General features: G+C 71.3%; 23 protein-coding genes and 2 pseudogenes. 7 read left to right on the forward strand and 18 right to left on the reverse strand.

The features are described from left to right. Window positions 1-35 precede the first annotated feature (35 nt). On the forward strand, window positions 36-509 hold the full coding sequence (locus ABIE38_RS00540) for a PPOX class F420-dependent oxidoreductase (protein ID WP_354053526.1): 474 nt from the start codon (window positions 36-38) through the stop codon (window positions 507-509). 44 nt (window positions 510-553) lie between these two features. Further along, on the forward strand, window positions 554-1,630 hold the full coding sequence (gene trpS / locus ABIE38_RS00545; protein ID WP_354053527.1) for a tryptophan--tRNA ligase: 1,077 nt from the start codon (window positions 554-556) through the stop codon (window positions 1,628-1,630). Window positions 1,631-2,024: 394 nt separating this feature from the next. Here trpS and ABIE38_RS00550 read toward each other — a convergent pair whose 3' ends face one another. From ABIE38_RS00550 to ABIE38_RS00565, 4 genes are all read right to left on the reverse strand, one after another. Next, window positions 2,025-3,077: an RNase H family protein gene (locus tag ABIE38_RS00550; protein ID WP_354053528.1), complete on the reverse strand. Its 1,053-nt coding sequence runs from the start codon at window positions 3,075-3,077 to the stop codon at window positions 2,025-2,027. Between the two features lie 69 nt (window positions 3,078-3,146). After that, window positions 3,147-3,389: a hypothetical protein gene (locus tag ABIE38_RS00555; protein WP_179524739.1), complete on the reverse strand. Its 243-nt coding sequence runs from the start codon at window positions 3,387-3,389 to the stop codon at window positions 3,147-3,149. A gap of 45 nt (window positions 3,390-3,434) precedes the next feature. Further along, a complete protein-coding gene (locus ABIE38_RS00560) occupies window positions 3,435-4,619 on the reverse strand; it encodes a fatty acid desaturase family protein (protein WP_354053529.1) in 1,185 nt (394 codons plus the stop codon). A gap of 64 nt (window positions 4,620-4,683) precedes the next feature. Beyond that, complete coding sequence (locus ABIE38_RS00565) at window positions 4,684-5,814, reverse strand: flavin reductase family protein (RefSeq protein WP_354053530.1); 1,131 nt, start codon at window positions 5,812-5,814, stop codon at window positions 4,684-4,686. Between the two features lie 252 nt (window positions 5,815-6,066). On the opposite strand from ABIE38_RS00565, the gene ABIE38_RS00570 reads away from it, so the two are divergent. Continuing rightward, window positions 6,067-6,666: a TetR family transcriptional regulator gene (locus ABIE38_RS00570; RefSeq protein WP_354053531.1), complete on the forward strand. Its 600-nt coding sequence runs from the start codon at window positions 6,067-6,069 to the stop codon at window positions 6,664-6,666. A gap of 36 nt (window positions 6,667-6,702) precedes the next feature. Here ABIE38_RS00570 and ABIE38_RS00575 read toward each other — a convergent pair whose 3' ends face one another. The 5 genes from ABIE38_RS00575 to sdhC form a co-directional block, all read right to left on the reverse strand. Further along, on the reverse strand, window positions 6,703-8,106 hold the full coding sequence (locus tag ABIE38_RS00575) for a serine hydrolase (protein WP_354053532.1): 1,404 nt from the start codon (window positions 8,104-8,106) through the stop codon (window positions 6,703-6,705). A gap of 118 nt (window positions 8,107-8,224) precedes the next feature. After that, window positions 8,225-9,016, reverse strand: a complete 792-nt coding sequence (locus tag ABIE38_RS00580; protein WP_354053533.1) for a succinate dehydrogenase iron-sulfur subunit — start codon at window positions 9,014-9,016, stop codon at window positions 8,225-8,227. Beyond that, the gene (gene sdhA, locus ABIE38_RS00585) at window positions 9,016-10,782 is read right to left on the reverse strand and encodes a succinate dehydrogenase flavoprotein subunit (protein ID WP_354053534.1); all 1,767 of its coding nucleotides are present in this window, start codon (window positions 10,780-10,782) and stop codon (window positions 9,016-9,018) included. Before sdhA ends, ABIE38_RS00580 begins: the two co-directional genes overlap by 1 nt. Window positions 10,783-10,830: 48 nt before the next feature. Beyond that, on the reverse strand, window positions 10,831-11,262 hold the full coding sequence (locus ABIE38_RS00590) for a succinate dehydrogenase hydrophobic membrane anchor subunit (protein ID WP_179524745.1): 432 nt from the start codon (window positions 11,260-11,262) through the stop codon (window positions 10,831-10,833). Between the two features lie 14 nt (window positions 11,263-11,276). Beyond that, window positions 11,277-11,684, reverse strand: a complete 408-nt coding sequence (sdhC, locus tag ABIE38_RS00595) for a succinate dehydrogenase, cytochrome b556 subunit (protein WP_182609616.1) — start codon at window positions 11,682-11,684, stop codon at window positions 11,277-11,279. Window positions 11,685-11,875: 191 nt separating this feature from the next. On the opposite strand from sdhC, the gene ABIE38_RS00600 reads away from it, so the two are divergent. Continuing rightward, window positions 11,876-12,304: a cytidine deaminase gene (locus ABIE38_RS00600; protein WP_502914695.1), complete on the forward strand. Its 429-nt coding sequence runs from the start codon at window positions 11,876-11,878 to the stop codon at window positions 12,302-12,304. Then, window positions 12,301-13,605, forward strand: a complete 1,305-nt coding sequence (locus ABIE38_RS00605) for a thymidine phosphorylase (RefSeq protein WP_354053535.1) — start codon at window positions 12,301-12,303, stop codon at window positions 13,603-13,605. The genes ABIE38_RS00600 and ABIE38_RS00605 overlap by 4 nt, the downstream gene beginning before the upstream one ends. Window positions 13,606-13,725: 120 nt before the next feature. On the opposite strand, the gene ABIE38_RS00610 is transcribed toward ABIE38_RS00605, so the two are convergent. Genes ABIE38_RS00610 through ABIE38_RS00630 form a run of 5 tightly spaced genes read right to left on the reverse strand, consistent with a single transcriptional unit; the run spans window position 13,726 to window position 17,160 of the window. Further along, window positions 13,726-14,946: a SatS C-terminal domain-containing protein gene (locus tag ABIE38_RS00610; protein ID WP_354053536.1), complete on the reverse strand. Its 1,221-nt coding sequence runs from the start codon at window positions 14,944-14,946 to the stop codon at window positions 13,726-13,728. Between the two features lie 24 nt (window positions 14,947-14,970). Next, entirely contained in the window at window positions 14,971-15,351 is a 381-nt protein-coding gene (locus ABIE38_RS00615) for a YbaB/EbfC family nucleoid-associated protein (RefSeq protein ID WP_354053537.1), read from the reverse strand. After that, window positions 15,348-15,689, reverse strand: a complete 342-nt coding sequence (locus ABIE38_RS00620) for a hypothetical protein (RefSeq protein ID WP_354053538.1) — start codon at window positions 15,687-15,689, stop codon at window positions 15,348-15,350. The genes ABIE38_RS00615 and ABIE38_RS00620 overlap by 4 nt, the downstream gene beginning before the upstream one ends. Beyond that, the gene (locus ABIE38_RS00625; protein WP_354053539.1) at window positions 15,686-16,816 is read right to left on the reverse strand and encodes a C40 family peptidase; all 1,131 of its coding nucleotides are present in this window, start codon (window positions 16,814-16,816) and stop codon (window positions 15,686-15,688) included. The genes ABIE38_RS00620 and ABIE38_RS00625 overlap by 4 nt, the downstream gene beginning before the upstream one ends. After that, on the reverse strand, window positions 16,813-17,160 hold the full coding sequence (locus tag ABIE38_RS00630; protein ID WP_354053540.1) for a type VII secretion target: 348 nt from the start codon (window positions 17,158-17,160) through the stop codon (window positions 16,813-16,815). The genes ABIE38_RS00625 and ABIE38_RS00630 overlap by 4 nt, the downstream gene beginning before the upstream one ends. Before the next feature lie 107 nt (window positions 17,161-17,267). Between ABIE38_RS00630 and upp the strand changes: the two genes are divergently transcribed. Beyond that, window positions 17,268-17,891 (forward strand): uracil phosphoribosyltransferase, encoded by a 624-nt coding sequence (gene upp / locus ABIE38_RS00635; RefSeq protein WP_179524753.1) that lies wholly within the window; start codon window positions 17,268-17,270, stop codon window positions 17,889-17,891. Between the two features lie 82 nt (window positions 17,892-17,973). Here upp and ABIE38_RS00640 read toward each other — a convergent pair whose 3' ends face one another. The 4 genes and pseudogenes from ABIE38_RS00640 to ABIE38_RS18080 all read right to left on the reverse strand — a co-directional run. Next, window positions 17,974-19,464 (reverse strand): phosphohexomutase domain-containing protein, encoded by a 1,491-nt coding sequence (locus ABIE38_RS00640; RefSeq protein ID WP_354053541.1) that lies wholly within the window; start codon window positions 19,462-19,464, stop codon window positions 17,974-17,976. Window positions 19,465-19,488: 24 nt separating this feature from the next. Continuing rightward, the gene (locus ABIE38_RS00645) at window positions 19,489-20,322 is read right to left on the reverse strand and encodes a purine-nucleoside phosphorylase (protein ID WP_354054058.1); all 834 of its coding nucleotides are present in this window, start codon (window positions 20,320-20,322) and stop codon (window positions 19,489-19,491) included. A 64-nt stretch (window positions 20,323-20,386) separates the two neighbouring features. Next, window positions 20,387-20,545, reverse strand: a pseudogene (locus ABIE38_RS18075) (gamma-glutamylcyclotransferase); the annotation flags it as partial. Between the two features lie 93 nt (window positions 20,546-20,638). Continuing rightward, window positions 20,639-20,923 (reverse strand): annotated as a pseudogene (locus ABIE38_RS18080) (gamma-glutamylcyclotransferase family protein); the annotation flags it as partial. A gap of 153 nt (window positions 20,924-21,076) precedes the next feature. On the opposite strand from ABIE38_RS18080, the gene ABIE38_RS00655 reads away from it, so the two are divergent. Next, a complete protein-coding gene (locus tag ABIE38_RS00655) occupies window positions 21,077-22,483 on the forward strand; it encodes an NAD(P)H-quinone dehydrogenase (protein WP_179524756.1) in 1,407 nt (468 codons plus the stop codon). Window positions 22,484-22,518 lie beyond the last annotated feature (35 nt).

A 22,518-nucleotide genomic window follows, 5' to 3' on the forward strand; every position in this document is an offset into this window, starting at 1 on the left:
TGCCGCGCGTCGCACACACCCGTAGCCTCGATTCCATGCCGACGTACGCGACAGCCGACCGTCCCGATCGAGCCGGACTCGAGGAGTTCCTGCGCCCGCGACACCGCGCCGTGCTCATCACGCGGAAGTCGTCGGGAGGGCTGCAGAGCTCGCCCGTGACCTGTGGTGTCGACTCCGAGGGCAGGCTCGTCGTGGCCACCTACCCGCAGCGGGCGAAGGTCGGCAACATCCGACGAGACCCGGCGGTCAGCGTGTGCGTCCTGTCCGACGACTTCAACGGCCCGTACGTCCACCTGGACGGCACCGGCGAGATCGTCGACCTGCCCGAGGCCGTCGAACCGCTGGTCGAGTACTTCCGCAGTGTGGCGGGTGAACACGACGACTGGGACGAGTACCGCGCGGCGATGGTGCGGCAGGGCAAGTGCCTCATCCGGGTGACTATCGACGACTGGGGACCGGTGGCCACGGGCGGGTTCCCGCCCGAGCAGGACCAGCCCGACGGTCGATGAGGGCGTGATCGGGGGTCCGGCGGCGCCGTGGGAAGATGGGCGCCATGTCTGAGCAGTCCACTTCCGCGGCTCCCGCGCCCACGACCGCCGCGACCGGGGCGCCCGCGAAGCGCCAGCGCGTCCTGTCCGGCATCCAGCCCACCGCCGACTCCTACCATCTCGGTAATTACCTGGGCGCCGTGCGGCAGTGGGTGGACCTGCAGGACGACCACGACGCCTACTACTTCATCCCCGACCTCCACGCGATCACCGTCAAGCAGGATCCCAAGGAGCTGCGCGAGCGGGTGTTCCGTGGGTGTGCACAGCTCCTCGCGCTGGGGGTCGACCCCGCCCGCTCGGTGTTGTTCGTGCAGTCGCACGTGCCCGAGCACGCCGAGCTGGCCTGGGTCCTGGGGTGCATCACCGGGTACGGCGAGGCCGCGCGGATGACCCAGTTCAAGGACAAGTCGTCCAAACAGGGGACGGAGGGGACGACCGTGGGGCTGTTCACCTACCCGGTGCTCATGGCCGCCGACATCCTGCTCTATCGCCCGAACCTCGTGCCGGTGGGGGAGGACCAGCGGCAGCACCTCGAGCTGACCCGCGACCTGGCGATGCGGTTCAACTCCCGCTACAAGAAGACCTTCGTGGTGCCCGAGGGCAAGATCCTCGAGGGCTCCGCGAAGATCTACGACCTGCAGGACCCCACGGCCAAGATGAGCAAGTCGGGGGAGAACCCCAAGGGGATCGTCAATCTGCTCGACGACCCGAAGGTCTCCGCCAAGCGCATCCGCAGTGCGGTGACCGACTCCGACGGGGACATCCGCTTCGACCGCGAGATGAAGCCGGGCGTGTCGAACCTGTTGACCATCCAGTCGGCGTTCACCGGGCGGTCGGTGGCGGACCTCGTGTCCGATTACCAGGCCGCGGGGGCGGGGTACGGAGCGCTCAAGGCCGACACCGCCGATGCCCTCGAGGCCTTCGTCACCCCGTTGCGCGGTCGGTTCGACGAGTACATGTCCGACAGGGGCCAGCTCGAGCAGATTCTCGCCGACGGCGCAGATCGCGCGCGGTCCGTGGCAGGGCCCGTGCTCTCGCAGGTCTACCAGGCGGTCGGATTCACCGCGCCCCGCCGGGGATAGATCCCCGTGGTCGCGGGCGACCAGATGAGAAATAATCTATACAGATGTAGCCTTACGTGGATGAAACCCAAGTTCACAGCGTTGATTATCGAGCGAAACACCTCCGTCACACTACGTCTCTAGAGTCGGTGTCAGCTCGACGGGGAGAGGAACCCGTCGGGTGTCACATCACCTGTAGGGAGTGGAAACATGGGTCTAGTCGCCGGTCTCATCGGAATCGTGGGGGATCTGCTCCATCTGCTGCTGGGCGGCCTGTAGGCCCCGCGCCACGGTCGACGAACGGCGCCCCTCGCCAGACGTGGTGAGGGGCGTCGTTCGTGTGGAGCGCGCCGCCGCGGGCCGCCGTCCGGGGGAGGAACCGGGTGTCCCCCCGGCATGACGTCCGCGCGGGGACTCAGGTCTCGGCAGTGCCCTGGTGGAAGGTCTGTCGCCAGGAGCCCCCGGACCGAACCCACACCGAGCTGCGGAGGATCGAGTCACCACGTGACCGTTCGCGCCAGACCACCAGGATCGTGTCGGAGGCGAGTTCGCGCGCCTCGATGACCTCCATCGTGCGTTCTCCGGTTGCCCGGTCGGGCGACCCGGTGGCCGCGAGCGTGTCCCCGCGCGACCAGATCTGTCCGCGGGCGCACACGTGGCTCCACGAGGGGTCCAGGAGGGCCTCGAGCCTGCGTCGGTCACCGCGGACGACATCGGTGAGCAGTGAGCGTTCCAGTTCGACGACGAGGTCGACCTCCGAGGCGCTCGGCGGGTTCGACGCGGACCGCGAAGTCGTTGTGGACTGCGCAGTCGCTGTGGACGGCGCGGTGGCGGTGCCGGGATCCTCGAGGCTGAACAGATCCGGCTCGGCGTCGGCGTCAGTGGGGCCCGCCGGTGCAGCGGGCGCGGCTGTGGCCGGGCGTCCGCCCGTCGCCGTCGCGGGCGGCGCGTCTCCGGCTGCCACGGGGGGGACGGCCGGGTCGTCGCCCGCGCCGACCGACCGGGCTCCCGGGAACCCGGGACCGGCCGCGGGCTCCCGACGCGACGCATGGGCCTTGGCGGCCCCGTTGGCCAGGACGTCCGCCTTCTCGTTGAGTTCGTGGCCGGCATGCCCCTTGACCCACTCGAAGGTGACCTCGCGGCCCCTCATCGCCTCGTCGAGCGCCTTCATGACCTCGACGTTGAGTACGGGCTTCCCGTCGGCCTTCTTCCAGCCCTTGCGCTTCCACCCATTCATCCATTTGGTCACCGAGTTGATGACGTACTGAGAGTCGCACAGGATGTGCAGTGGCTCGGGGGAGTGCGCGGTCTGACGAAGGAGGTCCAGGACGGCGGTGAGCTCGCCCTGGTTGTTGGTGCCCCGTGTCCAGCCGCCGCAGCGCCACCTGGACTCGTCGATGTACCAGGCCCAACCGGCCGGGCCGGGGTTACCGAGAGCGGAGCCGTCCGCGGCGGCGATGATCGTCACGTCGAGCGATCCTGCCACCGTGGCCGGGGGGAGATCCCACCGGCCACGGTCATCGGGTCACCAACGGTCTCATCCGTTCAGGTCGCCGTCCTCGATACCGTCCAGGTCGATCGCGGGAGAACGCTTGCGCTCGTCGAGGCGGGCGGCGCGGGCCGCCTCCCTCATCTCGATCCCGTCGGTGACGAAGTCACCGACCTCCTTGGCGATGGAACCGACCGCGTCGGTGATGATGACGGCGATCCGGCCGACGAGGGACGCCCCCGCCTGGACACCTGCCTGGACCTGGTCCTTGTTGCGCTCGAAGTCGCTCATCGGATCCGCTCCCTTCGTCAGTGGTGTCCACGAAGGTACCCCGGCTCAGGCCGCGGGTGTCACCTTCCTGCGCTCGATGAGCACGGCCGGCGTGTCCGCCGGGGTGGGCGGCAGCGGCAGGGCCAACCGGAACATCTTGGCCCAGACGTTGGACACCTGCTTCCACAGCGGGCCGGTCGTGTACGGGAGCCCGTGCTCCTCGCAGATGGCCCGCACCTCCTCGGCGATCTCCGGGTAGCGGTGAGCGGGTAGATCGGGGAAGAGGTGGTGCTCGATCTGGTGCGACAGGTTGCCGGTGGCCAGGTGCATGAACGGGCTGCCCGAGATGTTGGCCGAGCCGAGCATCTGACGCACGTACCATTCGCCGCGGGTCTCCTCGGCCGTCTCCTCCTGGGTGAAGACCTGGGCGCCGGAGGGGAAGTGCCCACAGAAGATCACCGAGAACGCCCAGACGTTGCGGACGAGGTTGGCGGTGAGGTTCCCCGCGAAGGTGAGCGGGAACAGCGGCCCGGTGAGCGCCGGGTGGACGATGTAGTCCTTGGCGACCTGTCCTCGCATCTTGCCCCACCAGCCGGCGAGCAGGCCCTTGACGTCCGACCACTTGCGCTTGCCCTTGAGCACGTTGTCGTACTCGAGGTCGTGGAGCATGACGCCCCACTCGAACGCCATCATGAGTCCGAATGCGTACAGGGGGTTACCCAGGCGCAGCGGGGTCCATTTCTGCTCGTACTCCATGCGCAGGATGCCGTATCCGATGTCGCGGTCGAGATCAAGGATGTTGGTGTGCGTGTGGTGCATGTAGTTGTGCGAGTGCCGCCACTGGTCGGACGGGCACACGTTGTCCCACTCGAAGCTGGAGGAGTGGAGCATGTCGTCGCGCATCCAGTCGTACTGGCCGTGCATGACGTTGTGCCCGATCTCCATGTTGTCGAGGATCTTGGAGGCGCTCAGCGCGGCCACCCCTGCGAGCCACGCGGGAGGCAGGAAGCCGAGGAACATCAGGGCGCGCCCGGTCAGCTCGAGTCGACGCTGCATGCGGACCACCCGGAGGATGTAGTCGCGGTCGGCGGTGCCCAGGTCGGCCACGACCCGGTCGCGGATGGCGTCGAGCTCACGGCCGATGATCTCCACCGATTCGGCGGACAGCACCACCGGTTCGGGGCCGGTGGTGTCCGGCTTACCGGTCTTCGGCTTCTTGGAGCGGATGGTGGGGAGCTGCAGGAGGGTCATGACGGGAGTCCTTCCGGTCGTTCCGGTGGGGGTACGGGGTGGGATGTGACGGTGTCAGGGAGGTCTAGAGCTCGATCTCGACGTCGCCCACGGGCGCGGAGACACAGATCTGGACCAGGCAACCGGGCTCGGTGTCGACCTCGCCCGTCCTGAGATCGCGGGTGGCGCCGGAGACCCGGACGGCGGTGCAGGTGTGGCAGATGCCCATCCGGCAGCCGTGCTTCGGGGACAGCCCCGCCGCCTCGGCGCCCTCCAGCAGCGTGGTGCCGGAGTTGTGGGCGGACACGCCGCTCCTGACGTGGGTGACGGTGCCGCCGTCGCCCTCCGGCACGGGTCCGTTGGAGGCCGTGAACCGCTCGCGGAGGACGCCGGCGTAGCGATCTGCTCCGAGGGCGTCCGACAGGCCGTCGGCCAGGCCGTCGGGTCCACAGAGGAAGACGGTGGCGTCGGCGTGCCACGGTGCCACCTCGTCGAGGTGGCTCTCCGTGAGGTGGCCGACCAGGTCACGCGACGACGGGTCCGAGTGGTCCGAGGGGTCTGCCGGGTCCGGGTCCCCGGTGGGGACCACCCGGACCTCGACCCCGGCGCGCGAGAGCTCGCGGATGCGGTCGCGGAACGGCACGTCCTCGACCCGGCGGGCGTAGTGGAGCCAGGCGACCCGGCCGGTGGCCCCCTCCCCGCAGTGGCCCTCCCCGGCCAGGGTGGAGGCGATGGAGAGCATCGGGGTGATCCCGCTGCCGCCGCTGACCAGCAGCACGTCGGTCGGGCGTGTGTCCGGCAGGGTGACCTCCCCGAGGGGATTCCCGAGGAGCAGGCGCATCCCGGGAGCGGCTTCGGACCACAGGTGTTCGGAGACCACGCCCCCCGGATGCCGGCGGACGGCGATCGTCGCCAGTCCGTCGGACCGCGCGGCGGAGTCCACCGGGGAGTAGTGACGGCGGTGGACTACGCCGTCGACCACGACGCCGATCTCGAGAGCGGCTCCCGGCGCGGGCCGGTCGACCCCGGCGGGGAGTCGGAGCGTGATGACGGTGACATCGGAGACGGGCCGGTCGACGGCGACGATCGTCGCACCGGTCGGGTCGTCGGACCAGCTCACTCCGAGTGAGCGGACGTAGTGCTCCACCGGGTGCGGCGTGAGCAGGGTGCGGGTGATCCCGCGGGAGAAGAGTCGGCTGATGGTCGGGGCGGTCATGAGGACCTCCGGAAGGTAGTGGTCGGTGTGGTCGTGCGCCGTCGGACGCGGCCTACTGCCTTGATGCGCGGTCCCGACCTCCCGGCCGCGGTCGCACTACGGGGGCGTATCCGTCCGGTTCGACCACCGGACGAGTTTGAGTGTACATACGTTCTCTCAAATGGAAAGGGGCCCGGTGCTGTCACGTGGGTCACACTCCGACGGGGGGTTGCCCACGTGCGGGTACAGCCCTCAGGCGATACCATCACGGGCGTGGCGACACCAGGAATCAGGGCGGAGCAGAAGCGGCACACACGTGCACTGATCGTTGCCGCGGGCCGCCATGCCGTGGCCACGCGGGGATTCACCGGCCTGGTCGTCCGCGAGCTGGCACGCGAGGCGGGCATCGTCCCCACCGCGTTCTACCGGCACTTCGAGTCGGTGGACGCCCTGGCCACCGAAATCGCGGCGGGGGCTGCCGAGGCGCTGGGCGCCCTCGTCGACGACCTGGTCGCAGGGCCTGCGTCGGACCCCGTCGTGGACTGGCCCGGTCGGGCCTCGACCGCCGCCGTCCGGGACCCGCAGACCTGGTCGGTGCTCGCCCGCGGGCTCGTCGACACCACCCATGCCGACCACCGGGTGCTCTCGGCGGCCGTCGACTCCGCACGCCGACGGCTGGGGATCACCCTGGGTCGGCTCGAGTCGCTCTCCGGCGCGGACGGAAGCGCGGTGGACATCGCGGCGGACCTCGTCGTCGTCGTCCTGTTGCGACTACTCGTGGAGGTGGCGGTCGGCTACGACGCCCGCGCGGCCGCCGAGGAGTGCTCGGGCCGCCTGCGCGTCATCCTCGCCGGAGCCGGCACGGTCTCCTGACGGCTCGGCACCGCATGGACACCGCCCGCGGGTCGGTCAGCGGCGCGACCGCAGTGCCATCACCGCGCCGGCCACCACGACCAGCCCCGCCGCGCCCACGGCCAGCCACGGCCCGTACCGCACCAGCACCGAGCCCCTCGTGCTGGACGGGTCGAGCCGGGCGGCCGTACCGACGGAGCCGAGGGGACCGGAGGCCAGGTGCTCGGTGCCCGCTCCCGGCCCGGCCGGCGGTCCCGTCACCAGGCTCCCCACGGAGTCGGCGGTGTCGAAGCCGGCGTCGAGCAACTGCGCCGCCTGTTCCCACGGCGACGCGGGCACGCGGGTGCCGTCGAGGAGGACCACCGCCAGACGCCGTCCGTCCCGCTCGGCCGCCCCGATGAACGTGTGCCGGGCGTCGTCGGTGAAGCCGGTCTTGCCGCCGATCGCGCCCGGGTAGTTGTAGAGCAGCTGGTTGTCGTTGGCCAGCACGAAACCCGGGTTGACCACGGTCCCGTCCCCGCGCGTCGTGGGACCGGTGAGGCCGGGCGCGGCGGCCGGATCGGGTGCGCCCGCGCCCTCGCCCGCGGGATACCCGGGGAACCCGGACATCTCCGTGCCCACGATGCGGGCGAACCCCGGGCGGGTCATGGCGTCGCGGAAGATGAGCGACAGGTCGTACGCCGTCGACATCATCCCGGGCCCGTCCAGGCCGTTCACGGTGGCCGCGTGGGTTCCCACGGCGCCGAGGCCGGCCGCGTGCGCGTTCATCGCCTCGAGGGTCTTCTCGACCCCGCCCATCCGCCGGGCGAGCACGAGAGCGGCGTCGTTGCCCGAGGACATGAGCAGGCCCCGCACCAGGCGGTCGACGGAGTACTGACCGCCCGGGCCGATCCCCACCAGGCTGCCCTCGGCGCCCAGGAGGTCCTCGTCGGTCACCTCGATGACGCGGTCCGCGTCCAGGGTGTCCAGGGCCACGGTGGCGAGCAGGGTCTTGATCAGGCTCGCCGGGCGGTAACGACCATGCGGATCGCGCGCGGCCACCACCTCGCCCGTATCCAGGTCCGAGATCATCCACGCGCTGGCGGTGACGTCCCGGGGCACCTCGAAGCCGTCCGGTGCCACGACATCGCACCCGTCGAGCGAGTCGCCGCCCGGGGGCGTCTCGGGCACCGGACGAGGCTCGGGCGAGGTCTGACCGGGCAGCGGGACCTCGGACTCGTCGACGGGGGCGGGCGGGGAGGTGCGGTACGGGCACCCGGTGAGGTCCCGGGGGGTGTCGAAGTACTCGGGCGACGTGGTGGACGGCAACACCGCGGCCGGGGGCGGCTCGGTCAGGGCGGTACCGTGCTCGGGCTCGACGGCCGTAGCGGGAACGGCGAGGGCGAGCGGTCCCATTCCCACGAGTACGGCCGTGACGAGGCCGACCGCTCTCCGTGCAGGGCGTCGTCGTGGGCGGGTCACGGGTACCGAGTCTACGTCCGGGCGGGCACGTTCCGGACGGGACCCGCCCGGAGAACGCCGGCGGGGCCGCACCCTCCGCTCAGTGAGGGTGCGGCCCCGCCGGGGAGACCAGGGATGGTCAGCGCGCGAACAGCAGGGCGCGCTTGACCTCCTGGATCGCCTTGGTCACCTGGATGCCACGGGGACACGCGTCGGTGCAGTTGAAGGTCGTGCGGCACCGCCAGACACCCTCGGCGTCGTTGAGGATCTCCAGTCGCTCGGCCGCACCCTCGTCGCGGGAGTCGAAGATGAACCGGTGCGCGTTGACGATCGCCGCCGGGCCGAAGTACGACCCGTCCGCCCAGAACACCGGGCACGAGGTGGTGCAGCAGGCGCACAGGATGCACTTGGTGGTGTCGTCGAAGCGGGCCCGGTCCGTCTGGGACTGGATCCGCTCGGCGGTCGGCTGGTTCCCGGACGTGATGAGGTACGGCATGACGTCACGGAACGACTTGAAGAACGGCTCCATGTCGACGTACAGGTCCTTCTCCACCGGCAGCCCGCGGATCGGGGCGATGGTGATGGTGATGGACTTGCCGTCCTTGGGGAGCATGTCCTTCATGAGGACCTTGCACGCCAGACGGTTGACCCCGTTGATCAGCATGGCGTCCGAACCACAGATGCCGTGAGCGCACGAGCGTCGGAACGCGAGGCTGCCGTCCATGTAGTTCTTGACGTACATCAGCAGGTTGAGCAGGCGGTCCGACGGGAGTGCCGGGACCTCGTACTCCTTCCACCCCGCCGAGTCCGGATCCTCCGGGTTGAAGCGGGCGATCTTGAGCGTGACCATGGTGGAGCCGGGGGGCACGGGACGGTTCGAGCCCGGGTCCTTGCCGTCGGTGGCCTTGGTGGTGTCGACTGCGGTGGTCATCAGTACTTACGCTCCATCGGCTCGTAGCGGGTCTGCACGACCGGCTTCCAGTCCAGCCGGACCTCCGAGAGGAGGCCGAGACCGTCCTTGAACGCCATCGTGTGCTTCATGAACTCGTCGTCGTTTCGGTCGGGGTAGTCCTCCCGGGCGTGCCCGCCGCGGGACTCCTTGCGGTTGAGCGCACTCACGACCGTCACCTCCGCCATCTCCAGGAGGAAGCCCAGCTCGACGGCCTCGAGCAGTTCGGTGTTGAACCGCTTGCCCTTGTCGCTGACGGTCACGTCGGCGTAGCGCTTCTTGAGGGCGCGGATCTCGTCACGGGCCTCGGTGAGCGACTGCTCGGTGCGGTACACCGACGCCTTGTCGTCCATCATGGCCTGCATCTCGGTCCGGATGTCGTTGGCGTTCTCCGCGCCGTGGTCGGCGAGCATGCTCTCCATCCACTCGCGGACCATCTTCTCGGGCTCCTCGGGGAGTTCGACGAAGTCGTGGCCGGCAGCGTAGTCCGCGGCGGCGATCCCCGCCCGCCGGCCGAACACGTTGATGTCCAGCAGCGAGTTGGTGCCCAGGCGGTTGGACCCGTGTACGGACACGCACGCGCACTCGCCGGCGGCGTAGAGACCGGGCACCACGTCGTCGTTGGTGCGAAGGACCTCACCCTTGACGTTGGTCGGGATGCCGCCCATGACGTAGTGACAGGTGGGGAACACCGGGACGAGCTCGGTGACCGGGTCGACACCCAGGTAGGTCCGGGAGAACTCGGTGATGTCGGGCAGCTTCTCCTCGAGCACGTCGGCGCCGAGGTGGGTCACGTCGATGTAGACGTAGTCCTTCTCGGGCCCGGCGCCGCGGCCCTCGCGCACCTCGAGGACCATCGAGCGGGCGACGATGTCACGCGGCGCGAGGTCCTTGATGGTGGGGGCGTAGCGCTCCATGAAGCGCTCGCCGTCCGCGTTGCGTAGGATGCCGCCCTCGCCGCGGACGGCCTCGGAGATGAGGATGCCCAGGCCCGCGAGTCCCGTCGGGTGGAACTGGTGGAACTCCATGTCCTCCAGGGGCAGGCCCTTGCGGAAGACCACGGCCATGCCGTCACCGGTGAGGGTGTGGGCGTTGGAGGTGGTCTTGTACATCCGTCCCGAACCACCGGTCGCGAAGACGGTGGCCTTGGCGTGGAAGACGTGGAGGTCGCCGGAGGCGAGCTCGTAGGCGACGCAGCCGGTGGCGACGGGGCCCTCGGGGGTCTCGGTGAGGCAGAGGTCCAGCACGTAGAACTCGTTGAAGAACTCCACGTTGTGCTTGACACAGTTCTGGTAGAGCGTCTGCAGGATCATGTGACCCGTGCGGTCGGCGGCGTAGCAGGCCCGTCGCACGGGAGCCTTGCCGTGGTCGCGGGTGTGACCACCGAAACGACGCTGGTCGATCTTGCCCTCGGGCGTGCGGTTGAACGGCAGACCCATGTTCTCCAGGTCGATGACGGCGGTGATGGCCTCCTTGGCCATGATCTCCGCGGCGTCCTGGTCGACGAGGTAGTCGCCGCCCTTGACCGTGTCGAACGTGTGCCACTCCCAGTTGTCCTCCTCGACGTTCGCGAGGGCGGCGCACATGCCGCCCTGGGCGGCGCCGGTGTGGGAGCGGGTGGGGTAGAGCTTGGTGAGGACTGCGGTACGGGTCCGCGGGCCCGACTCGATGGCCGCGCGCATGCCTGCGCCGCCGGCGCCGACGATTACCACGTCGTACTGGTGCTGGTGGACCTGACGATCGGTCATGGGATTCTCAGTGCTCGCTTTCGAAGTGGAACGGTCCGCAGGCGTCGATCAGACGTCGTAGGCGAGGCCGAAGAGGGCGTAGGTGCCCAGGGCCAGGACGAGGACGGTCGCGGCGATGAGGATCGCGTTGAGCCAGAACCGCGTCGAGTCCTTACGTGAATAGTCCGCGATGACCGTCCGGACGCCGTTCGCGCCGTGGAGCTGCGCCAGCCAGAGCATGAGGAGGTCCCACGTAGCCCAGAACGGGCTCTGCCAGCGATCCGCGACGTAGGCCCAGTCGATGCGGTGGACTCCCTCGTCGATCATCAGGCCCACGGTGAGGTGGCCGAGCGTGAGGATGACCAGCGCGACGCCCGAGGCGCGCATGAAGATCCACGCGGTGCGCTCGAAGTTGCCGCGTGAGCGCAGGCGCGGCGAGCGCGGCTGGGCGAGCGAGGCGGGGCGATCGTATGACGTCTGGAGAACAGGTGCGTCTGCCATGGTGATCGTTCTCCTTAGATGTGCTGGAAGAGAAGGAAGAGGAGGCGGGCGGTCGCCGCGGCGAAGACCACGACCCAGATCGCCAGGACGGCCCAGAGCATCTGGCGCTGGTACTTCGCGCCCTTGGACCAGAAGTCGATGGCGACGATGCGCAGACCGTTGAGGGCGTGGAAGAGGACCAGCGCGACCAGGCCGACCTCCAGGAGCCCGACGATCGGGGTCTTGTACGAGTCGATGACCGCGTTGTAGGTCTCCGGGCTCACCGTGACGAGCGAGGTGTCCAGCACGTGCACGAAGAGGAAGAAGAAGATCGCCACGCCCGAGATGCGGTGCGCGACCCACGACCACATCCCCGGGTCACCCTTGTAGATGCTGATCTTCTTATTGGGGGCCGGACGCGCCGGCGCCTGCGCAGTACTCATGGGCTTGTCGTGCCTCCGAATCGTCTGGGCGTGGTGCCATCGGCGCGCGTTCCCTGCCCGAGAGCACAGCGGGCGCCTACTAGGACTTTAGACCTGAGAGGACGCGGACGAGAAGCTGGGTGGGTAGCGTGGTCCGAACGGGTAATGCCTGTTAGGGGACCCTAATCGAAGTTACCGGAGGGTAGAAAAGGGTGTCGGTCGACGAAACCGCAGCACAGAGGAACGTGGCCGTCAATGGTCTGCGCGAGGCCGCGCTGGTGGCCGCACGGAACGCCTACCGGCCGTACTCAGGATTGGGGGTGGGGGCCGCCGCCCTGGCGTCGGAACCCGGCGGCGACGAGTGCAGGGTCGTGACCGGATGCAACGTCGAGAACGCCTCCTACGGGCTCACGCTCTGCGCCGAGTGCTCACTCGTATCCGACATGTACCGGACGGGTGGCGGGAGACTGCTCGAGCTCGTCGTCGTCGGCCACGACGGTGAGCCGCTCGCACCGTGCGGGAGGTGCCGCCAACTCCTCCACGAGCACGGCGGCCCGGACCTGGTCGTCCACACCGCCCGCGGCCCCGTCCGCCTGGACGAGCTCCTGCCGGACGCCTTCGGGCCGGAGGACCTGACGTGACCCGGTCGATCGACGCCGTGCGGATCATCGAGGCCAAGCGCGACGGCCAAGAGCTCGACGACGACGAGATCGACTGGATCGTCGACGGGTACACCCGCGGTGTCGTGCCCCCCGAGCAGATGTCCGCGTTGGCGATGGCGGTGTACTTCCGGGGCATGACCGATCGTGAGATCGCCCGCTGGACCTCCGCGATGGTCGACTCCGGCACCCGGCTGGACCTGTCCGACCTGACCCGGGCCGGTCGTCGTGTCCCCACGGTGGACAAGCACTCGACCGGCGGGGTGGGCGACTCGGTGACGCTCGTGCTGACGCCTCTGCTCGCGACCTGGGAGCTGGCGGTGCCCCAGCTCTCGGGGCGCGGGCTCGGTCACACGGGCGGCACGCTCGACAAGCTCGAGGCGATCCCCGGCTGGCGCGCCGAACTGGACGCCGCCACCAGGCGCCGGATCCTCGAGGAGACCGGGGCCGTGATCTGCGCGGCCGGTGCCGACCTCGCGCCCGCCGACCGGGCGCTCTACGCGCTGCGGGACGTCACCGGGACCGTCCCGTCCATCCCCATGCTGGCGGCGTCGATCATGAGCAAGAAGATCGCCGAGGGCACCGGCGCGCTGGTGCTCGACGTCAAGTGCGGATCGGGGGCCTTCCGGCCCGGCCGCGCGGACGCGGACGAGCTGGCCCGGGTGATGGTCGCCATCGGCACGGCCGCCGGCGTCCGGACCAGCGCCCTGGTGACCGCCAACCACACGCCACTGGGTCGGGCGGTGGGCAACGCCCTCGAGGTGGCCGAGTGCGTCGAGATCCTCGCCGGGGGAGGCCCGCCCGACATGGTCGATCTGACCTGCGCATTGGCGCGGGAGGCGCTGGCCGCGGTGGGGGTCGACGACGACCCGCGTGAGCGACTCCGCGACGGTCGGGCCATGGACTCGTTCCGCGCGATGATCACCGCCCAGGGCGGGGATCCCCTCGCCGCGCTCCCGACGGCCGCGCACACGGAGGACCTGCGGGCGCCGGACTCGGGGGAGTTGAGGTGGGACGCCCTGGACGTGGGCCGCGCGTCGTGGTTGGCCGGTGCGGGCCGTACCCGACCGGGCGAGACCGTCGACCCGGCCGCCGGCGTGCTGCTGCATCGCGTCGAGGGTGACCCGGTACGGGCCGGCGAGGTGGTCGCCACCGTCCACGCCGGGGACCGGGAGCGGGTGCCCGTGGCGCTGACCGAACTGGCGTCCGCCCTGGAGATCGGTGGACCCGGGACCGCGCGTGGGCCGGCCGGGGTGGTGCTGGACCGACTACGCGGGTGGTGACGCGCCAGCCCGCCGATTCGACAACCCCGTCGAGAAGAGTGTTTAGACCGCATCGGCCGAGTGAAGATGTGCGGAACGCTCTTTTCGATGAGTCCGGGTGGTGACGGCGGGCGGGCCGGTTCAGGCGATGTCGGGGGTGGTCACCAGGCGCTCGACGTCGTCGACCAGGTCGCGCCACTCGCCCGCCTCGTCGTCGAACGGCGCACTGGGCTCGAGCAGCCTGGCGTCGTCCGGGTTGAGGACGTAGTGCAGGAACCGGCGCAACGAGGTCCCTCGGCCGGTGACCGCGGCCTCGAGGTCGGAGTCGCCCACGTAGTTCGCGAGGTCGGTGACCAGTTCCACCGCGAGCGCGAGTTGGCCGGAGTCGACCATCCCGGGGCCGACCTCGATGTCGCGGTCGAGGCCGGCGAGGACGTAGGTGTTGTCCTCGGTCACGTGGACGTCCAGGCTGCCGTCGATCGCCGCGATCTTGACGCGCTCGTAGGTCGCCACGTGGCTGAGCGTCTCGTCGTCGTTGTCCGCCAGGTACCGGGACAGACCGCGGGCGCTGGTGAACACGTACGCCTGGTCCCCGTCGCCGAGGAACACCGGCTGATCGCCGAGATAGCAACGCAGGCTCAGGTACTCCTGATCGGCGAAGATGATCTTCACGGGGTCGATCCCGACCGTCTCCCACAGCGAACCCTCCGGGTATCCGGTGGGAGCGGCCTCGGGTTCGGGCGCGGGCTCGGGGAGCGCGGCCTCGGCCGCCTCCAGGTCCGCACGGGCGCGCTCGACCTCGGCGCGCGGGACCTCGGGCGTGGTCATGACGTCCTGGATCGCGTCGAGCACGTCGTCCCAGCCCTTGGCGACGGTCTTACGGATGGACTTCCACAGCTTCAACCCGTCCCGCCCGTAGAACTCGTCCATCCCGCGGGTGACGGCGGCGAGGATCGGGTTGCCGTTAAAGAACTTGGTGACGGTGTCCAACTCGCACACCTCGCCGATCGAGCGGGCGATGGTGAAGGACTGGTCGATCTCGTCGACCGAGGACTCCGTGGGGTTCTCGCCGAGGAGTTCGAGGACGCCGACGAGGTCGTAGCAGTTCTCGTCCGCGGCGCGGAACGCCAGCACGTCGGAGGTCGCGAACTCGCCCCAGGACGGGTGGTCCTGCAGGTCGTGCTGCGCGCCGCTCCGGACCAGGGCCAGGAGTTCGGCAGTCGAGTCGAACGCGTAGAGGTCCTCGTCGAGGCCGAGGAACGCCTCCCAGTCGTCGTTGTCCTCCCGCCAACTGGGCGCCCAGAGGGTCGTGACGTCTCCCTCAGGGAGACCGAGCTCGATCGGGACTATGTCCTTGGCCATGCCGGTCAGCATATCCACGGCCCGTCAGCCGGTGCCACGGCCCGCCGACGGGGCGCCGGCTGAGTCGCCTCCGGCGACCTCGGCGGCCTGCGCGCGGCCGCTCACCGCGAGCGCGACCGACCCCGAGACCAGCTCGGCGCGCCGGGCGTTGGCCTGCCGGACGGCACTGGAGGCGGCCTCGAGGATGGCGGACGCCACCGTCTCGCAGCCGTGTGCGCGCAACCCGGCCGCCAGCACGAGGTCGACCACCGCGCCTCCGGAGTCGGCGGTGGCGGTGGCGATCCGGTCCGGGCTCGAGGCCACCACCCGCAGTGCCTCCAGTTGATCGTGGGCGGACTCCCACTCGGCGGCGATCCCGCGCAGGCGGTCGAGGAACGCCTCGACGTCCAACCCGCCGCCGCTCACCGTGCGCTCCCGGTCCGGCCGTCGTCCGTGTCCGCCCGGCCCGCCTCCGTGGTCTCCCATCCCTCGTCGTCCCGGTCCGCCTCACCCGGGTCCGCGTCACCCCAGTCCGCCCGGTCCCATTCCTGCCCGTCCCATTCCTGCTCGGCCAACCGGTCGAGGAGGTCCCGGGCCTCGCACGCCGCGGCCGTGAGCGTGCGCAGTACCGCCCGCGCGACGTCGGCGGGTGCGCGGTCGAGCAGCTCGGCGGGCAGGGCCAAGCCCACCGGCACGCCGTCGGTACCGACCTCGGCGACGACCCCGGTCACCGGGTCGGTGTGGCGGCAGGTCTCGGACGTCATCCGCCGGTCGGACGGTAGAAGCCGTAGAAGGACATGCCGATGTTGTCGGTACGCAGACCCGAGACCGACACGGGGTCACCGGCCTCGACGAGTTGGCCGTTGCCGATGTACATCGCGACGTGGCCGTCCCACACCGCCAGGTCGCCCGGCATGAGGTCCGACCGCGGCACCTGCGCCCCCACCCCCTGTTCCTGTGCCAGTCGGGGGATCTCGACCCCGGCGTCCCGGTACGCCCACTGGGTCAGGCCGCTGCAGTCCAGGCCCTGGCCGGGAGTGGTCCCGCCCCAGACGTAGGGGACGCCCTGCTGGCTGAGCGCGTTGCGGACGGCACCGGCGGCCTGCTCGTTGGGTGCGGTGGCCACGGACCCGTCGGGCAGCACGACGTCGACGCCGCCCCCGAGCACCCCGGCCCCGGCCCCTGCGGACTCACCCGTTCCACTCGCTGACCCCCCGGCTCCGCCCGGATCCGCGGCGCCACCCGTCGACGCGACTCCGCCGGCGGGAGTGGTTGCCGGGGCGCCGAGCGAACCCGGTCCCGAGCCGGTGTGGGCGGCGGTCGAGGCGTTGATCGCGCCGCCCGTACTCGAGTCCGCGATGACCCCCGGCACGCCCGGGGCGTCGGGGATGCCGGCGGTGATGGCGCGCAGTTCGAGGGTCGGTCCCTTGAGCTCGAGTTGGACCCGCTCGGCCACCTGGATGCCGCGGGCCAGGTGTTCCGTCGCCAGACCCAGCAGCGCGACCTGGCCGGGCGGGGTCACCAGCGTGGGTCCCAGCGCCGCGGCGCGGGCGATGAACTGCTGCACGATGCCGATGACCTCGATGGTGCCGCGGACCACGATGTCGGCGGCGACGGCGGTGACCCTCGCGATCTCGACCGCGGACTCCGTGAGCGCCCCCACCGTCCGACCGATCTCGGCCACGGAGTGAGCGGCGCCCAGTGCGGCCAGCGAATCCCACGTCTCCGAGAGCAGTCGCTCGAGCGGTGGTCCCAGCCGCTGGGCCACCTCCAGGCCGTCACTGACCGGTCGCATGACGTCCCGGGCCGGTTCGGGGACGAACTCCTCGGCCGAGAGCAGGTCGAGGATCTGCCGGATGGGCCCCGCGTAGGCCAGCGCGTCGGCGATCAACGTCCCGGACCTGTGATCCCGGCGACATCGGTCCCGGCGGCGCCGATGGCGTCGGCACCCGCCGCATCGGTCTCGGAGTACAGCCGGCCGGTCTCCAGGACCAGCTGCCCGGCGGCGTCGCTGACCCGGGCCACCCCGGCGAGCACCTCACGGTGTCGCGCGGTGGCCGAGAGCAGCGCCGACAAGAAGTCGGCCCCGACCGGCCCGAGTACCGGTGCCACCGCATCGATGGGTAGCGAGTCCACGGCCCCGAGCGCTCCCCCCAGGACCTCCGCCAACGTGGTCAGCCCCGTACCCAGCTCCCGCAATCCGTCCACGTGGACGTCGATCGCTCCGTCCGCCATTGCCTCGCCCCTCGTCGCCTCTTGTCCCGTCACAGGGTTCGACGCGCCGCGGACTCGCTCCGGTTCCGCCCGATCGGAGAATTCTCCGCTGTGGAATCCTGTCGGGCATGGACATCATCGTCGTGGACCACCCGCTGGTCGGAGACCGGCTCCGTACGCTGCGGGACTCCGCCACCGACACCGCCGGCTTCCGGGCGGCGATGGACGCACTCGGCACCATGCTCTGCTACGAGGCCTTCCGTTCCATCCCGACCACCGAGGTCCCCGTCACCACGCCCGTGGCCGAGACGACCGGTGTCGCGGTGGACGGCGTCCCGCTCGTGGTGCCCGTCCTGCGGGCGGGACTGGGTCTGCTGGATCCGGCCACCCGGTTGCTCCCGGGTGCGCAGGTCGGGTTCGTGGGCCTGGCGCGCGACGAGGAGACCCACGTCCCGGTGTCCTACCTGTGCTCCCTGCCCGACGACCTCTCGGGCAGGCACGTGGTGGTGCTGGACCCGATGCTCGCCACCGGGGGCTCGCTGGTCTCGACCCTGGAGACCCTCGCCGAGCGCGGCGCGACCGGGGTCACGGTGGTCTGCGTCCTGTGTGCACCGGAGGGGATCGAGACGGTGCGGTCGTCGGGACTGGCGGCCCGGCTGGTCACCGCGACCGTCGACGACCGGCTCGACGACGACGCCTTCATCGTCCCCGGACTCGGCGACGCCGGCGACCGCCTCTTCGGACCCCGCTGACCGAGGCCCGGGACGCCACCGCCCGGGACGCCACCGTGCGGAATCCCTCCGCGCCGAAACCCTCCTCGCGAAAGTGCGCCGCTCAGGAGGCGACGGCCGCGGCGACCGACACGGCGAGAGCTGCCACCCGTCGCGCCGCGTCCGCCCGGTCGGACCCGGACGGTCGTGCCCGGGTCCACGCCTCGACGTAGGTCTTGAGCAGGGGCTCGGTGCCGGACGGACGGATCACCGCACGGGCGCCCGGGGTCGAGACACGGAAACCGGCGGAACCGTCCAACGGGGTCACCGTGCCGGTCGAGTCCAGCAGATCGGCCGCCCGCCGGAGTTCCACGGCGGGGTCGGAGCCGGGCTGAAGAGGGAGCGGGACGTTGCGCCGCAGGTGCACCCCGAACTCCTCGGCGAGCGCGTCGAGTCTGGCCCCGACCGGCGGGCCGCCCGATCCGACCATCGCGCACCACACGCCGGCCGCGGAGATCCCGTCCTTGTCCGCCACCACCTCCGGCAGCACACAGTGGCCGATCGCCTCCTCGTACGCGTAGCGGAGGGGATCGCCGGCCCGGACCAGCCACTTGAACCCGGTGGGCGTGACCACGTGTCGGCCTCCGCGGGCCGGGACGAGGAGCGAGGGCAGTCGCGAGGACACGATGGTCGAGGCCACGACCGGGATGTTGGGATCGCCCCCGACCGGCCGGGCCGATCCGGGGAGCGGGGAGGTCAGCAGGTGCTCGGCGAGCAGCCCCCCGGTCTCGTCGCCGTCGAGCATCCGCCACCGGCCGTCGGCGCCCACGAACCCCATGGCGCAGCGATCGGCATCCGGGTCGAGCGCCAGCGCCACGTCGGCGCCGATCTCCTCGGCCAACCGGCGGAGCCGCAGCGTGGTGCCCGGTCGCTCAGGGTTGGGGGAGTCGACGGTGGGGAAGTCCGGGTCCGGGCCCGCCTGCTCGGCCACCAGGGTGACGTCGTCCACCCCGATCCCGGCCAGGACGCGGCGGCAGATCTCGCCCCCCACTCCGTGCACGGGGGTCAGGGCCACGCGCGGGGGCCGCCCGGGGGTGGGCAGGCCGGCCACGACGGAGGCCACGTAGTCGTCGACGAGTGTGGGGTCCACGCGCCCGCCGGGCGTCCCGGCGGGCGGGACACCGACCCCCTCCCGCGTCGCTGCCCTGAGGTGCTGTTCGATCTCGGAGTCCGTCGGCGGCACGATCTGTGCCCCGCCGGGGCCGTAGACCTTGATCCCGTTGTCGGTGGCGGGGTTGTGCGAGGCCGTCACCATCAGGCCGGCGACCGCGCCCCGCGCCCGCACCGCCGCCGCGACGACGGGGGTGGGGACGGGAGACCCGGGGACGACGACGACGAGGCCGTGTGCGGCCAGTACGGCGGCGGCCACCTCCACGAACCGCGCGGACCCGTGCCGGGCGTCGCCTCCCACGATCACGGTCGAGCCGGCGGGTTCGCGCGTCCGCACGTGGCGGGCGACGGCGGTGGCGACCAGGGCGACGGTCCCGGCGTTCATCCGGTCGGGCCCGGGACCCAGCGGGGCGCGGACGCCGGCGGTGCCGAAGGTCAGGGGCACGGCGCGCTCCCGGGCATGCGCCGCTCAGCCCCGCGCGACGGCGGGGACGAGCGCGCGCAGGGCGCCGGTGAGCCGCTCGGCCCCCGCGGAGCCCGCGGCCAGGACCTCGGCGTGGTCGAGGGGCTGCCCGGTGACCCCGGCCGCGAGGTTGGTCACCAGGGACAGGGCCACCACCCGGAGCCCGAGCCCCCTGGCCGCCACGGTCTCCGGGACGGTCGACATCCCCACCAGGTCCGCGCCGAGGGTGCGCAGCATGCGTATCTCGGCGGGGGTCTCGTACTGGGGCCCGGGCATCGCGGCGTAGACGCCCTCGGCGGGCCGGGACCCGGTGGCCGCCCGGAGCGCCTGCGCGGCGGCGTCGCGGAGGCGGGGCGAGTAGGCGTCCACGAGGTCCACGAACGCGGGACCGGTCAGGGGGGAGCGGCCCGTGAGGTTGAGGTGGTCCGAGATCAACACCAGGTCACCGACCGTCAGGCCGTCCCGCACGCCGCCGGCGGCGTTGGTGAGCACCAGGACGTCGGAGCCGACGGCGGCCGCGACGTGCGCGGGGTGGACGACGGGGTCGGTTCCCAGGCCCTCGTAGAGGTGGCTCCGCCCGGCCACGGACAGCAGTGGCACCCCGTCGACCAGACAGCTCGTGACCGTTCCGCGGTGGCCGGCGGCCGACGGCGGCGCGAACCCCGGCAGATCGGCCATCGGGATGGTGACCGCGGTCCCGGGGTCGGCCAGTCCCACGACGACCTCGGACCAGCCTGAGCCCAGGACCAGGGTCACCTCGTGCACCGACCGGCCGCACGCGCGGGCGACGGCGTCGGCGGTCGCGCGGGCGTCGGGGGTGGGGGTGAGGATCGGCGGCACGGGGGTGGACGGCACGGGGGCGGGCGGCACGGGGGTGGACGGCACGGGGGTGGACGGCACGGGGCTAGGCGCCCGGGCCCACGTTGCGGGACTCCCGGGTGCGCAGCTGCCGGACGTAGGAGTCGGGGGCACCCGCGCACTCGGCCGCGTCCGCCAACAGTCCGAGGTAGCGCGCCGACGGCAGGCCCCCCTCGAAGGCGTCCATGACGTACAGCCAGACCAGCTCGGTGCCCTCGGGCGCGGTGGGGGAGGGCGAGGCGACCGCGAACTCGGACTCCTGGGCCCCCACCGGGGGGCCGGGGGGGACGGTGGGACGGCGCTGCACCCGCACCCGGATCTTCCGGGCCGGGATCCGGTCCGTGCCCTCCCATCGGTCGAGCGCGCGGGCATCCTCGTCCGGGACGTCGTAGAGCACCACGAACACCCTGGAATCGGGGTCCTCGACCACGGTGGCCACGGCGCCTTCCCACGTGGGGTCCTCACCCGCGAAGGTCAGGCGCCAGCCCTCCAGCCAGCCGGTTCCGGCGAACGGGGAGTGCGGCGCGCGGGCGTTCATCTGTTCGGGATGCATGTTGGTCCCGTACGCGGCGTAGAGAGGCACGGCGACCAGAGTAGTCCCTGGCGCCGGGTGTGGCCCCGGCGTCCTCCGGCCGCGTGCCGCCGGTTCGACTACCGTGTACGGCGGACGCGACGCGGTCCACCACAGTGGCCCGCGGCGCCCGGCCCCGACCCCGTGACCCGTGGAGGACCACCTGTGACCCAGCGCATCATCATCATCGGCGGCGGCCCCGCCGGTTACGAGGCCGCGCTGGTGGCCGCACAGTACGGTGCGGACGTCACGATCGTGGACGCCGAGGGGATCGGCGGCAACTGCGTGTTGACCGACTGCGTGCCGTCCAAGACGTTCATCGCCACCACGGGTGTGCGCACCGACATGCGCCGCGCCGAGGAGATGGGCGTCGAGATGCACTTCGACCCCACCGCGTACCGGCTCGGTCAGGTCAACGGCCGGGTCAAGTCACTGGCCCGCGCCCAGTCCGCCGACATCAGGTCCCAGCTCCAGCGCGAGGGTGTGCGACTGCTCTCGGGGACCGCGCGACTGCACGATTCGCAGCCGGGTATGGCGTCGCACCGCGTCCACGTGTCGCTGGACGGCGGCCGGGAGAAGATCCTCGACGCGGACGTGGTCCTGGTCGCCACCGGGTCCAACCCGCGAATCCTCTCCGGTGCCGAGCCGGACGGGGAGCGGATCCTGACCTGGCGGCAGCTCTACGACCTCACCGAACTCCCCTCCCACCTGGTGGTCGTGGGTTCGGGCGTGACCGGCGCCGAGTTCGTCTCCGCGTTCACCGAGATGGGCGTCAAGGTCACCATGGTGTCCAGCCGCGACCGTGTGCTGCCGCACGAGGACGCCGACGCGGCGCTGGTGCTGGAGGAGGCGCTCAGCGAGCGTGGCGTGTCGCTGGTCAAGCACGCCCGGGCGGACGCGGTCGAACACCACGAGGACGGGATCATCGTCCGACTGGGCGACGGCCGGACCGTCAAGGGGTCGCACGCCCTGATGTGCGTCGGTTCGGTTCCCAACACCGGTGACCTCGGGCTGGAGAGCGCTGGCATCGAGGTCCAGCGCAGCGGTCACATCAAGGTCGACCGGGTCTCGCGAACCACCGCCGCCGGCATCTACGCGGCCGGGGACTGCACCGATCTGTTCCCCCTGGCCTCCGTCGCGGCGATGCAGGGCCGGATCGCGATGTACCACGCGCTGGGCGAGGGGGTCAGTCCCATCAAGCTCCGCACCGTGGCCTCGGCGGTGTTCACCCGGCCCGAGATCGCCACCGTGGGCATCTCCCACGCGCAGATCGAGAGCGGAGAGGTCCCCGCCCGCGTCGAGGTCTTCCCGCTGGCGGGCAATCCGCGGGCCAAGATGCGCAGTCTGCGGCGCGGTTTCGTCAAGCTGTTCTGCCGCCCCGCCTCGGGCGTGGTGATCGGAGGGGTGATCGTGGCGCCGACCGCGTCCGAGCTCATCCTGCCGGTGTCGGTGGCCGTGCGGAACCAGCTCACCGTGGGCGACCTCGCGGGGTCGTTCTCCGTCTATCCCTCGATGACCGGGTCGATCACCGAGGCCGCCCGGCAGCTCATGCGGCACGACGACCTGGACTGATCCGGACCCGGACTGATCCGGACCCGGACTGATCC

Source organism: Dietzia sp. 2505 (assembly GCF_040546785.1).
Taxonomy (GTDB): domain Bacteria; phylum Actinomycetota; class Actinomycetes; order Mycobacteriales; family Mycobacteriaceae; genus Dietzia.